Consider the following 12,957-nt stretch of genomic DNA (forward strand, 5'->3'; position numbering starts at 1 on the left):
GCGGATTTCAGTCAATCCCGACAAACCCACCGGTCTGGTGATGCCACAAGCGCGCATACAATCCCTGTTGTGCCAACAACTCGGCATGGCTGCCCATCTCGGCAATCCGGCCTTTTTCCAGCACTACCAGGCGGTCCATACGGGCAATGGTCGACAGCCGGTGGGCGATGGCGATCACTGTTTTGCCTTGCATCAGGGTTTCGAGGCTTTCCTGAATCGCCGCTTCGACTTCCGAATCCAATGCTGAAGTGGCCTCGTCCATGATCAGGATCGGCGCGTTCTTGAGCAGCACCCGGGCAATAGCGATGCGCTGGCGCTGGCCACCGGAGAGCTTGACCCCGCGCTCACCGACATGGGCATCGAAGCCGGTGCGGCCCTGGGCATCAGACAGCAGCGGGATGAACTCATCGGCGCGGGCCTGACGGACCGCTTCCCAAACGCTTTCGTCGCTGGCATCCGGGCGCCCGTATAACAGGTTCTCGCGGATCGAACGGTGCAGCAGCGAGGTGTCCTGGGTGATCATGCCGATTTGCGCGCGCAGGCTGGCCTGGGTCACTTGGGCAATGTCCTGGCCATCGATGAGGATGCGTCCGCTTTCCAGGTCATACAAACGCAGCAGCAGGTTGACCAGGGTTGACTTGCCCGCGCCGGAGGGGCCGATCAGACCAATCTTTTCACCAGCACGAATGTCCAGATTCAGGCCATCGATAATCCGGCTGCTTTTGCCGTAGTGGAAGCTGACATTCTCGAACTTCACCGCACCACGATCGACTTTAAGGGCCGGGGCATTTGCTGGGTCGGTCACGGTGACCGGCTGGGCAATGGTCTGCAGGCCGTCCTGAACCATGCCGATGTTCTCGAAGATGCCGTTGACCACCCACATGATCCAGCCGGACATGTTGACGATACGAATGACCAGGCCAGTGGCCAGGGCAATTGCCCCGACGCTGATCAGCGACTGGGTCCACAGCCACAGGGCCAGGCCCGTGGTGGTGACGATCAGCAGGCCGTTGAGGCTGGTGATGACCACGTCCATGCTGGTGACCACGCGGGCGGCCAGCTGGGTTTTTTCGGTCTGTTCGCTGATCGCTTCACGCGCGTACTGCTGCTCGAAGTCGGTGTGGGCGAAGAGCTTCAGGGTGGCGATGTTGGTGTAGCCATCGACGATGCGGCCCATGAGTTTGGAGCGGGCATCGGAAGAAATCACCGCACGGGCTTTGACCCGCGGCACGAAGTAGTAGAGCGCGCCGATGAAACAGAGGATCCAGCTGATCAGCGGCAGCATCAAGCGCCAGTCAGCCTCGGCAAACAGCACCAGCGAGCTGATGGCATAGATCAGTACATGCCAGAGGGCGTCCACTGCCTGCACGGCCGAGTCGCGCAGCGAGTTACCGGTCTGCATGATGCGCTGGGCAATACGTCCGGCAAAATCGCTCTGAAAGAAATTCAGGCTCTGCTTGAGCACATAGGTGTGGTTTTGCCAGCGGATCATGCTGGTCATCCCGGGGCTGATGGTCTGATGCACCAGCAGGTCGTGCAGGCCGACGAACACCGGGCGCAGCAGCAGCGCCACCACCAGCATCCAGATCAGCTCACCGGCGTGCTCACTGAAAAAGTTGATGTTGGGGGTGCCCTGGGCCAGATCGATGATCCGGCTCAGGTAACTGAACAGCGCCACTTCGATCAGCGCGCCGATCAGACCGACCACCAGCAGCGCGGCAAAGCTGGGCCAGACCTGGCGCAAGTAGTACAGATAGAACGGCAGTACCGTACTGGGTGGTGAGGCACTGGGTGCTTCACGAAAGATATCGATCAGCTTTTCGAAACGGCGAAACAGCATGAAAAAGGTAACTCCTGTTCAGTCAGACCCTCAGGCCTTGGCTCACGTCCCTGTGAAGCCCGGGGTCAGTCGAGGCGCTTGGCCGACTTGATGAAGACCGGATCGACCGGCACATCACGCATGCCTTTCTTGACGGTGGTTGGCGAGTTGACGATTTGATCGACGACGTCCATACCTTTGACCACTTTGGCGAATACCGCGTAACCGGCGTCACGACCCGGGTCGAGGAAAGCGTTGTCAGCCACGTTGATGAAGAACTGGCTGGTGGCCGAGTTGGGGTTCGAGGTGCGCGCCATCGATAGCGTGCCACGGGTGTTGTGCAGGCCGTTGCTGGCTTCGTTGCGGATCGGGTCCTTGGTGGGCTTTTGCACCATCTGCTCGGTGAAGCCGCCACCCTGGGCCATGAAGCCCGGGATTACCCGGTGGAAAATGGTGTTGTTGTAGAAGCCGCTGTCCACGTATTCGAGGAAATTCTTGCTGCTGATCGGCGCCTTGACCGGGTCCAGTTCCACTTCGATCTGGCCGAAGCTGGTGTCGAGCAATACGTGCGGCGCCTTCTCGGCAGCCATCAGGCTGGTGGCGAAGACGACCGAGCAAGTGGCGAGCAGGAGTTTTTTCAGCATGGGCTCAATGTTCCTTGAGAGGTGGTGGACGCCGCTAGAAATTGCAGCAGCGTCTGATTGAAAATGTGCGGTTGATCCAGTGGTGTAGCGTGCCGGGAATTTTCGATGACCGCCAGTCGCGCTTGGGGAATCAGGCTCACATAGCGCTCCTTCAGGGCTACCGGGGTGTAATCGTGGTCGGCGCTGATGACCAGCGTAGGACAGCCGATCTGCCCCAAGCGTTCGCGGACGCCCCAACCGACAATGGCATCGAAGCTGGCAAGGTAGGCGCGCTTGTCGTTTTTTGCCCAGCGTTCGGCCATCTTGCGGCGCAGGTCGGCCTGTTGCGGCTCAGGGAACAGCCGCGCAGCCAGGCCCTTGCCGATGCTTTCCAGGCTCAGCGTACGGGCCAGGGCCCAGCGCTTGGCCCACCAGGTCCAGTCCTGGCGGGTGCGGCGCTTGACCTCTGGGGCGCTGTTGACGATGCACAGGCTGCGCAGCCACTCGGGGTGATCGACCGCGAATTGAAAACCGACCATGCCGCCCATCGACAGGCCGACCAGATGCACCGGGCCGGTCTGCAGCTGCTCGAGCAGTTCCAGCAGGTCGGCGCTGAAACCCTGAATGCTGTAGCGCTCGCGGGGTTTGTCGGAGCGGCCGTGGCCACGGATGTCCATCAGGATCACCCGGTAGTGACGGGCAAGCGCCGGTACTTGCATCTCCCAGTCCTGACAGCTGGAACCCAGGCCATGGAGCAGCACCAGCGGATCACCCTGGCCGTATTCCTCGTAGTGCAGCGAACAACCTTCATGTTCGAAATAGGCCATGGGCATGATTCCTGTCAGGCTTGGGCGGGAGCGGCGAAGGGCACGTCCAGCGGCGCGGTATCGAAGTTGCGCAGCAATTCGATGAGGATCTGCGTGGCCGGGCCCAGGGGTTTGTCCTTGTTGGAGTAAAGGTAGAACAGTGGATGGCGACTGCCACCCTGATCCAGCGGCAAGGGCTTGAGCACACCCTCGCGCAGTTCCCGCTCGATCAGGTGACGTGGCAGCCAGGCAAAGCCCAGGCCGCTGCTGACGAAGGTGGACGCGGTAGCCAGGCTGCCGACGGTCCAGCGTTGTTCAGCGCCCAGCCAGCCGACATCGCGCGGTTGCGCACGCCCCGAGTCGCGGATCACCACTTGCAGCTGGCTTTCCAGGTCCTGGAAGTTCAGCTCGCGACCCAGCCGGTGCAGGCTGTGATCCGGATGGGCAACGGCGACGAACTCCACCGAACTGAGTTCGGTACCCAGGTAGCCGGAAATGTTGAAGCCGCTGATGGCCAGGTCGGCAATGCCCTCATGCAGCACTTCTTCGACCCCGGACAATACTTCTTCACGCAGGCGCACGCGGCAACCGCGACTTTGCGGCATGAAGGCGCTCAAGGCGCGGACCAGGCGGGCATTGGGATAGGCGGCATCGACCACCAGGCGCACTTCGGCTTCCCAGCCCTGTTCCATGTGATGGGCCAGGTCTTCCAGCTGGCTGGCTTGCTTGACCAGTTGCCGGGAACGGCGCAGCAGCACGTTGCCAGCTTCGGTCAGCACCGCCTTGCGTCCGTCGATGCGCAGCAGCGGCACACCCAATTGGTCCTGCATACGCGCTACGGTGTAGCTTACCGAGGATTGCGAACGGTGCAGCGCTTCGGCCGCTTGGGCAAAACCGCCGTGATCGACCACCGCTTGCAGGGTCCGCCACTGATCCAGGGTAACGCGCGGCGCTTTCATCTTCGGCTCCTGTTGTCCTAAGCTGGCGCTCTTTCATGGAGAGCGTCGTATGAAGAAATGTTGTGCTGTACTGCTGGCCCTGCTTCCGCTCACAGCCTGGGCTTATCCCATTGATGTGGAAAAGACCCTCGACGGCGTCAAGCTCGACTACACCACCTACGACACCGACCGTGATATGGGTTCGATCACCCTGAACAACTACGGCGAGGTGCCGGCCCAGTGCAAGGTGCTGTTCCGCAACGGTCCGGAAGCCCCCAGGGTGCGCCGGGTACAAGTGCCGGCCAGGCAGAGCAAGGATGTCACCGCCAAGTTCAATCGCGAGATCATCAAGCTGCGCATCAACCTGGACTGCAAGCCGCAATAAGTGAGGCTAGCGCACCGGCACAATAAAACAAATAAACTGATAGATTGCACCCAGATTTTACGCTTTTTAATCGATCAGCTACTGTTTAATCTTGTCTCCATCGACCTACCGCATTCGCCGATGGAGGCAACCCATGTCCCGTGTACTCGTAATCGAAAGCAGCGCCCGCCAGCAGGGTTCGATCTCCCGGCAACTGACCAGTGACTTTGTCAGCCAGTGGCAAGCCGCCCATCCTGGCGATCAGGTCACTCTGCGTGATCTGGCCGTCAACCCGGTGCCGCACCTGGATGCCAACCTGCTGGGTGGCTGGATGAAGCCCGAAGAGCAGCGCAACAGCGACGAGCTGCAGGCGCTGGCCCGCTCCAACGAACTGACTGACGAAGTACTGGCCGCCGATGTACTGGTACTGGCTGCGCCGATGTACAACTTCACCATTCCAAGCACCTTGAAGGCCTGGCTGGACCATGTGCTGCGTGCCGGCATCACCTTCAAGTACACCGAAACCGGCCCGCAGGGGCTGCTGACCGGCAAGAAGGCCTACATCCTCACGGCCCGCGGTGGCATCCATGCTGGCGCCTCGAGCGACCATCAGGAACCGTACCTGCGTCAGGTGATGGCCTTCATCGGTATCCATGACGTGACCTTCATCCATGCCGAAGGCCTGAACATGGGCGGTGATTTCCATGAGAAAGGCTTGAATCAGGCTAAGGCCCAGCTGGCTGCGGTGGCGTGACTGCACTGAATTTTCCCGCCTGACACCTGTTGCTCCTTTGGGTGTAGCTGCCCGGTCTGCGTTGCGCATGACCGGGCTTTTTTGTGACAGAGGCCTTAGAGCCTGGCTGGGGAGACGATGATCTTCACATTCTCCTCCTTGTTGTTCACCAACGCCTCAAAGCCCTGGCCAACAATGGCCTCAAGGCCTATACGCCCGGTAACCAGCGGGCTGATATCCAGCCGCCCATCGGCAATGAAGGCGATCACGTCGGCGAACTCACCGTTGTAGGCCAGGGCGCCGAGCACGTGCTTCTCGGTGGACACCAGGTCGAAGAAGTTGAACTCGCTGGGCTCCTCGAAAATCCCCACCAGCACGCACTTGCCGGCCTTGCGTATGAGATCGATGGCCAGCTTGGCGGTGTGCTTGTTGCCGATGCATTCAAAACTGACATCAGCACCCAGGCCAGCAGTCAAGGCGCGAATCTCGGCCAGCACATCGCACTGCTTGGGATCGAACACAGCAGTAGCGCCGACTTCCAGGGCCTTGGCCTTGCGCGCGCTGGACATTTCCAGGGCGATCACCTGCGCCGCACCGGCTGCTTTGGCGCACATGATGGTGCACAGGCCGATGGTCCCGGCACCAACCACTACGACGTTCTGGCCCAGCAGGTTGCCGGCCTTTTTCACGGCATGCATGCCGACCGCCAGCGGTTCGATCAGCGCCCCGGCTTCGCGCGGGAAACCTTCGGGCAAGCGGTACAGCAGGTTGGCCGGTACGTTGACCCGCTCGGCGAAGGCGCCGTTGTTCATCAGCCCGGTAAAGGCCAGACGTTCGCAGATGTTGTACAGGCCGTGGGTGCAGTAGTAGCAGGTGCCGCAGTGCTGGCAGGCGTCGGCAGCCACCGGGTCGCCCACGGCATAACCCTGCACACCATCGCCAAGTTTGAGGATTTCGCCGCAAAACTCATGGCCGAGAATGCACTGGCCCTGAATGCCGGTCAGCGGGTGCGGCGCCTCTACCGGAATGAACACGGGACCGGCGACATATTCGTGCAGGTCGGACCCGCAGATACCGCACCAGTCGACCTTGATCTGCACCCAGCCAGGCGGCGGGTCGGCGGGCAAGGGCACATCTTCGACGCGGATGTCCTGGCGGCCATGCCAGACCGCCGCACGCATGCTGGCGGTGGGATTGGTCAGATCATTCATTGTTGTTATCTCCCAGGTGTACACAAAAGCGCCGCCGTGGTGACGGCGCGGGTGGGTTCATTGGCTGGCGAGGAAGGTCGACAGCCGCTGGTTGATTCGCTCGGCGGCCTCCATCTGCACCATATGGCCCTGGCCCGGCAGGATCTCGACCTCGGCCTGCAGGCCTTCGGCATGGCTGGCCGGGATGATCGCGTCGGCGGCGCCCCAGATCACCAGGCTCGGCTGTTGGGCAACTACCGCGCGCAGGTCGTGGCGCTGCACACTGCCGTCGGCGATGGCTGCGGCGAGTTGGCGCAGGGCATTGTCGACACCTTCCAGGCGCTTGAACTTGAGCATGTCTTCGAGCATTTGCCGGGTCACCAGGCCGGGGTCTGAAAACAGCTGTGTCAGTGGCGCCTTGAGTGCGTTGCGGTTGTTGGCGTCAACGAAGCCTTGCAGGTAGTCGCCGTTGATTTCGCGGCCGAGACCGGCGCTGGCGATCAGGGTCAAGCTGCGCACCCGTTGCGGCGCCAGACGCGCCAGGTTCAACGACACTGCACCGCCCATGGAGTGACCGGCCAGGTGGGCATGCTGGATATCCAGGTGGTCGAGCAGCTCGATCAGCGTCTGGCTCAGTTCGTCCAGGTCGCCCCGTTGCAGGGTTTTGCCCGACTCGCCATGCCCGGGCAGGTCGAGAGCGATGACCCGGCGCTCGGCGGCCAGGGCCTGATGGTTGAACAGCCAGTTGTTCAGGTCGCCGCCAAAGCCGTGCACCAGCAGCAGAGGCGTGCCGCCCTCGCCGAGGTCGAAGTAGCGCACCGTGCGCCCGCCCAGGTCGATTTTCTGTGGCGCCGGGCCGCTGTCCTGCTCGCCGTCGCCGCCGGGGACAAACTCGGCCTGAAAGCGCTGCACCACTGCGTCGATTTCCGCCTCATCGGCTTCGCCGTCGACCACCACCGCCAGCAGTGCGCCCACCGGCAAGGTCTCATCCGGCTGGGCGATCAGGCGGCGCAGCACGCCGCTGAACGGCGCCTCGACGCTGCTGGAGATCTTGTCGGTTTCGACATCCAGCACCTCGTCGCCCTTGTTGATCTGCTCGCCTTCCTGCTTGAGCCAGGTGTCGATGCGCCCTTCGGTCATCGACAGGCCCCATTTGGGCATGGTCAGGGTATGGATCTGGCTCATGCGGCAGTCCTCGCAGCAATCACTGTGTGCACCGCTGCCTCGATCTTCGCTGCGGTGGGGATGTACAGGTCTTCCAGGGCGTCGGAGAACGGCACCGGGGTGTGCGGTGCGGTGACCATTTCGATCGGCCCTTTGAGGGCGGCAAAGGCTTTTTGCGCCACCAGGGCGCTGATGTCGGTGGCCATTGAGCAGCGCGGGTTGGCTTCGTCGATCACCACCAGGCGCCCGGTTTTTTCCACGCTTTCAAGGATGCTGTCTGCGTCCAGCGGGCTGGTAGTGCGCAGGTCGAGGACCTCGCAGTCGATGCCCTGGCGCGCCAGGTTGGCGGCGGCCTCCATGGCCAGGTGAACCATGCGCCCGTAGGTCACCAGGGTGATGTCATCGCCCTCGCGCAGGTAATTGGCCTCGCCGAAGGGCACGGTGTAGAGCTCTTCCGGCACCTCGCCCTGCATGCTGTAGAGCAGTTTGTGTTCGCAGAAGATCACCGGGTCGTTGTCGCGAATCGCCTGGATCAGCAGGCCCTTGGCGTCGTACGGCGAGGACGGGCAGACCACTTTCAGGCCGGGAATGTGCGTCCATAGCGAGGTGAGCATCTGCGAGTGCTGGGCGGCAGCGCGCAGGCCGGCACCGACCATGGTGCGCATGACCAGCGGGGTAACCGCCTTGCCGCCGAACATGTAGCGGAATTTCGCCGCCTGGTTGAGGATTTGGTCCAGGCAGCAGCCGGCGAAGTCGACGAACATCAGTTCGCACACCGGACGCAGGCCCTGGGTGGCGGCGCCGACCGCCGCACCGACATAGCCGATTTCTGACAGCGGCGCGTCGAGCACGCGGCCGGGGAACTGTTTGTACAGACCTTTGGTGACACCCAGTACACCGCCCCAGGCGTCCTCTTCACCGGGTGCGCCGGCGCCGCCGGCGACGTCTTCACCGATGATGAACACGCTGCTGTCGCGGCGCATTTCCTGGGCCAGGGCTTCGTTGATGGCCTGCTGGTAGCTGATTTTTCTCGCCATGATGCTTCTCCACTTGTTCTTGTTGTCAGGCAGGCTCAGGGGTACGACACGTACACGTCGCTGAGCAGGGCGGCAGGGTCGGGTTTCGGGTCGGATTTGGCCCGGCGTACCGAGTCCTCGATCAGGTCCTCGACCCGGGCGTCGATCTGGTCGAGTTGTTCGGTGCTGAGCAGGCCGGCGCGGGTGCTGCGCTGACGGAACTGCATCAGGCAGTCGCGGGTTTCACGCAGGTTCTTCACCTCATCGGCGGCGCGGTAGGTTTGCGCGTCGCCCTCGAAGTGGCCGTAGTAGCGAGTCAGCTTGACCTCGATAAGAGACGGGCCCTGGCCCGAGCGCGCACGTTCGATGGCCGCGCCCGCTGCCTCAAACACGGCGAAGAAGTCGTAGCCGTCGATGGTCACCCCGGGCATGCCGAAGCCGGCGGCGCGGTCGGCGATGTGGTCGCAAGCCACCGACCAGTTCGACGCGGTCGCCTCGGCATAGCCGTTGTTCTCGGCGACGAAGATGCATGGCAGGTTCATGATCGAGGCCAGGTTCATCGCCTCGAACACCGCGCCTTCGTTGGAGCCGCCGTCGCCGAAGAACACCACGGCGACGTCATCGGTGCCTTTGATTTTCGCCGCTAGCGCCGCCCCGGCCACCAATGGCGCACCGGCGCCGACAATGCCGTTGGCACCGAGCATGCCTTTCTCAAGGTCGGCGATGTGCATCGAACCGCCCTTGCCGCCACAGACGCCGGTTTTCTTACCGTAGATCTCGGCCATCATTCCGTACACGTCAACGCCCTTGGCGATGCAGTGGCCGTGGCCGCGGTGGTTGGAGGCGATGCAGTCGCTGTCGCGCAGGTGGGCCATGACGCCAGCGGCCGAGGCCTCTTCGCCTGCGTAGAGGTGGACGAAGCCGGGAATCTCGCCGGTGGCGAATTCCACGTGCAGGCGTTCTTCGAAGGTGCGAATGGTGCGCATGACTTCATAGGCATGCAGCAATTGCTCGGTAGACAGGTGAGTGGACATCTTGTTGTTCTCCGGGGTTGTCTCAACACGGTTGGTTCGCAGGGTGTTGCGGGTGTTCGCGGCCGACCGCCAGCAGGCGATGGCGTGCGGCATGGGCCAGCACCGCCTCGACGTCAATGCTCAAGGGGCCGAAGGCGTCGAGGGTGATGCTTGGCCGGTCGCTTGCGCTGAACTCGATTTCGCGCTCGCCATCCAGCGCCAGGGTGCCGCTGGAAAGGCTCAGGGAGTAGGCAACCCCAGGCGTCAACGGCCCCGAGGCAGTCACCCCGCAGCCTTGCAGCAGGCCTGGGGCCAGGGGTGCCAGCAGTGCGTGCTCGGCCTCAGGGTGCAGGCGAATCCAGGCGCCTTCGGGGGCTGCGCGCGACACCGGGCACCACAACCCGCACAGCGCCGAGAGGCCAATGGCGTGGGGTTCGGCGAAGGTCGCGAAGACTTCCGCCAGGTCCTCGGCGCGGCTGATGGCGCGAGCGCCGATGAAGCGTTGCGGCGACACCGCGACATCCACCAGGGCCCATTCGCAGAGCTGTTGTTCCGCCACCCGCACCACCAGGCGCTTGTTGCGGCGCAGGGCAATCGCGGCGGGAATGCGGCCGCTGGCGAACAGCCCGCCGGCAAGGCCGGCGCTGGTGGCTTCGCGCAGTTCCGGGAAGGCGTTGTTGGTGCCGGTGGACAGGGTCAGCAGCGGGATGTCGCCGACTTCGGCGGCCACCGCCTTGTGCGTACCGTCGCCGCCGAGCACGGCGATCAGGGCCACACCCTCGGCGGCCATCAGGCGCGCGGCGTGGCGGGTGTCTTCGACGGTCTGGCGCAGCGGCATGTCGAGGATGGTCAGTTGCGGCCAGCGCTGTTGCTCGGCATGCGGGCCGAGGCTGGCCTTGAGCACGGCGGCGGCGATACCGGTCATGTCCGGCGGCAGCAGCACCTGTTCGACGCCGGTGGCGGCAAACGCCGCGAGCAGGCGCTGTACTGCCGAAGCCTTGTCGGTGCTGGAGTAGAGCCCGGCATTGGCAGTCAGTCGGCGCAAGTCGCGGCCACTGGCCGGATTGGCGATGATCCCCACGGTCAGGGCGGGTTGGCGCATGGCACACCTCTGGTTCTTGTTTGCCAGGGGCAGGAGCAAGGCCGGTGCCAAGTCGTGCAGATGTGCGTTGCAGAGCGGTTTCTGCGGTATTGGCCGGGGCTGTGGCAAGACGCTCGGTGTCACTGTTGCACGCCACCTGGCGAGACGCTGAGACGCTGCGTCTCAGCCCGGCAGGAATCCACAGAGTGCTTGTCCACCCCCGGCATTCGGCGCTTAATGAGGCCCATAACGACAAGAACACGAGCACCGGAGGCCCCATGCTTGCCGCGAACTCCAAAGCCCACGTCGACTGTGTTAGCCGCGTGCTGAAGAACGCCGAACGTCTACCCCAGGCGCCGGTGCCGCCGCTGATCCTCGACTCCTGGCGCCGCTCGATGGAGCAGCACCGGCTCGATCCCGCGTCCCAGCAAGGGCCGCGCATCCTTTCGCAAAGCCTGCTCGACGAGTGTCGCGAGCGTTCCGAGCTGTTCCTGCGCATTGCCGGTGATGCCGTGGCGCGCCTGCACGGGCGGGTACGCGATGCTGACTACTGCGTGCTGCTGACCGATGCCCTGGGGCGGACCATCGACTACCGGGTCGAGTCGGCCATCCGCAACGACTGCCGCAAGGCCGGGCTGTACTTGGGCACCTGCTGGTCGGAGGGCGAGGAAGGCACCTGCGGGGTGGCGGCGGTGCTGACCAGCAAGGCGCCAGCGACCGTGCACAAGCGCGACCATTTTCGCGCCGCCTTCATCGGCCTGACCTGCTCGGCGGCACCGGTGTTCGACCCGCAAGGTGAGCTGCTTGGCGTAGTCGATGTCTCGGCGCTGCAATCGCCGGATGACCGGCGCAGCCAGCACCTGATCCGGCAAATGGTGGTACAGAGCGCACGGGAAATCGAAAACGCATTCTTCATGCACAGTGCCGAGCCGCACTGGGTCTTGCGCGCCCACAGTACGCCGGGTTATGTCGACAGCCAGCCGGATTACCTGCTGGCCTGGGATGCCGATGGCCGTCTACAGGCCCTCAACAGCCTGGCCCGCAAGGCGCTGCTGGAACGCTATGGCCAGCTGCCGGAACATATCGGTGAGCTGTTCGACCTTGATGCCCTGCGCGCTGCTACCGATGAATCGGCCCAACGCTTGCGCTGGCGCGGTGAAAGCGGCGAGCTGCATGTGCGTATCAGCTCGCCGCGGCGCAAGCCTGGGTGCCGGGTCGCGGCCATTGCCCGCCAGCCGATTGATGAGCGGGTCGAGCACAGCCTGCGCCTGGCAACCCGAGTCAAGGACTGCAACCTGGCCGTGCTGGTGCTGGGCGAAACCGGTTCGGGCAAGGAGGTGTTCGCCCGCCAGTTGCATGCCATGAGCCTGCGTTGCGGCAAACCGTTCGTGGCGCTGAACTGCGCCGCCATCCCTGAGAACCTGATCGAGAGCGAGCTGTTCGGCTATGTCGCCGGAGCTTTTACCGGCGCCTCGAGCAAGGGCATGCAGGGCCTGCTGCAACAGGCCGATGGCGGCACCCTGTTTCTCGACGAAATCGGCGATATGCCGCTGAACCTGCAAACCCGCTTGCTGCGTGTGCTGGCTGAGGGCGAGGTGGCGCCGTTGGGCGCCTCGGCGCGACAACGGGTGGATATCCAGGTGATCTGCGCCACCCACCGCGACCTCACGGCGATGGTCGCTGCCGGAAGCTTTCGCGAAGACCTTTATTTTCGCCTGGCCAATGCCCGCTTCGAACTGCCGCCACTGCGTGAGCGCAGTGACCGGCTGGCGCTGATCAACCAATTGCTGGGCGAAGAGGCCAAGGGCTGTGGTGTTGATGTTGGCTTGAGTGGCGATGCGCTGGAGGCACTGCTCAATTACCGCTGGCCGGGTAACTTGCGCCAGCTACGCCAGGTGCTGCGCTATGCCTGTGCGATCTGTTCCGGCAGCACCTTGCAGTTGGATGACTTGCCGTTGGAGATACGCGGTGGCCAGGTCCAGGCGCAGCTTCAGGCCAGTGTCAGCCCAGCGCGTCAGCAGTTGCTCGACGCGTTGATTCGCCATCGCTGGAAGCCGGGGGAAACCGCCAAGGCCCTGGGGATCTCGCGGGCGACCTTGTATCGGCGGGTGCATGAGCACCGGATAGAGATGCCGCGGATGGGTAAGGGCTGACTATCTACTCAACCCAGTGGGGATTCATCCGCTTCTACAGGTTGCATGCCTGTCTTG

General features: G+C 63.4%; 12 protein-coding genes. 3 read left to right on the plus strand and 9 right to left on the minus strand.

The features are described from left to right. Window positions 1-7: 7 nt before the first annotated feature. From C6382_RS17890 to C6382_RS17905, 4 genes are all read right to left on the minus strand, one after another. Window positions 8-1,840 carry an ABC transporter ATP-binding protein gene (locus C6382_RS17890; RefSeq protein ID WP_107025698.1) on the minus strand — a complete coding sequence of 611 codons (1,833 nt, stop codon included), beginning with the start codon at window positions 1,838-1,840 and terminating at the stop codon, window positions 8-10. Between the two features lie 65 nt (window positions 1,841-1,905). After that, entirely contained in the window at window positions 1,906-2,463 is a 558-nt protein-coding gene (locus tag C6382_RS17895; protein ID WP_107025699.1) for a peptidylprolyl isomerase, read from the minus strand. Then, a complete protein-coding gene (locus C6382_RS17900; protein ID WP_107025700.1) occupies window positions 2,457-3,269 on the minus strand; it encodes an alpha/beta fold hydrolase in 813 nt (270 codons plus the stop codon). Before C6382_RS17900 ends, C6382_RS17895 begins: the two co-directional genes overlap by 7 nt. Before the next feature lie 14 nt (window positions 3,270-3,283). Continuing rightward, window positions 3,284-4,207 (minus strand): LysR family transcriptional regulator, encoded by a 924-nt coding sequence (locus C6382_RS17905; RefSeq protein WP_038613582.1) that lies wholly within the window; start codon window positions 4,205-4,207, stop codon window positions 3,284-3,286. 49 nt (window positions 4,208-4,256) lie between these two features. Here C6382_RS17905 and C6382_RS17910 point away from each other — a divergent pair, with 49 nt between their 5' ends. Together C6382_RS17910 and C6382_RS17915 are read left to right on the plus strand one after the other, a co-directional pair. Next, complete coding sequence (locus C6382_RS17910) at window positions 4,257-4,571, plus strand: 3-phosphoglycerate kinase (RefSeq protein WP_107025701.1); 315 nt, start codon at window positions 4,257-4,259, stop codon at window positions 4,569-4,571. 133 nt (window positions 4,572-4,704) lie between these two features. Then, window positions 4,705-5,304: an FMN-dependent NADH-azoreductase gene (locus C6382_RS17915; RefSeq protein WP_038613578.1), complete on the plus strand. Its 600-nt coding sequence runs from the start codon at window positions 4,705-4,707 to the stop codon at window positions 5,302-5,304. A gap of 95 nt (window positions 5,305-5,399) precedes the next feature. Here the strand turns inward: C6382_RS17915 and C6382_RS17920 are convergent, their stop codons facing one another. The 5 genes from C6382_RS17920 to C6382_RS17940 all read right to left on the minus strand — a co-directional run bounded on the left by C6382_RS17920 (window position 5,400) and on the right by C6382_RS17940 (window position 10,768). Continuing rightward, a complete protein-coding gene (locus tag C6382_RS17920) occupies window positions 5,400-6,464 on the minus strand; it encodes a 2,3-butanediol dehydrogenase (RefSeq protein WP_256589138.1) in 1,065 nt (354 codons plus the stop codon). Window positions 6,465-6,551: 87 nt separating this feature from the next. Further along, entirely contained in the window at window positions 6,552-7,658 is a 1,107-nt protein-coding gene (locus C6382_RS17925; RefSeq protein ID WP_107025703.1) for an acetoin dehydrogenase dihydrolipoyllysine-residue acetyltransferase subunit, read from the minus strand. Beyond that, window positions 7,655-8,674, minus strand: a complete 1,020-nt coding sequence (locus tag C6382_RS17930; RefSeq protein WP_107025704.1) for an alpha-ketoacid dehydrogenase subunit beta — start codon at window positions 8,672-8,674, stop codon at window positions 7,655-7,657. The genes C6382_RS17925 and C6382_RS17930 overlap by 4 nt, the downstream gene beginning before the upstream one ends. A 35-nt stretch (window positions 8,675-8,709) precedes the next feature. Next, a complete protein-coding gene (locus C6382_RS17935; protein ID WP_107025767.1) occupies window positions 8,710-9,687 on the minus strand; it encodes a thiamine pyrophosphate-dependent dehydrogenase E1 component subunit alpha in 978 nt (325 codons plus the stop codon). Between the two features lie 22 nt (window positions 9,688-9,709). After that, window positions 9,710-10,768 carry an ATP-NAD kinase family protein gene (locus C6382_RS17940; RefSeq protein ID WP_107025705.1) on the minus strand — a complete coding sequence of 353 codons (1,059 nt, stop codon included), beginning with the start codon at window positions 10,766-10,768 and terminating at the stop codon, window positions 9,710-9,712. A 257-nt stretch (window positions 10,769-11,025) separates the two neighbouring features. Between C6382_RS17940 and C6382_RS17945 the strand changes: the two genes are divergently transcribed. Then, complete coding sequence (locus C6382_RS17945) at window positions 11,026-12,900, plus strand: sigma-54-dependent Fis family transcriptional regulator (RefSeq protein WP_107025706.1); 1,875 nt, start codon at window positions 11,026-11,028, stop codon at window positions 12,898-12,900. The last annotated feature ends 57 nt before the right edge of the window (window positions 12,901-12,957 follow it).

It is taken from the genome of Pseudomonas sp. BBP2017 (assembly GCF_003024385.1).
Lineage (GTDB): Bacteria > Pseudomonadota > Gammaproteobacteria > Pseudomonadales > Pseudomonadaceae > Aquipseudomonas.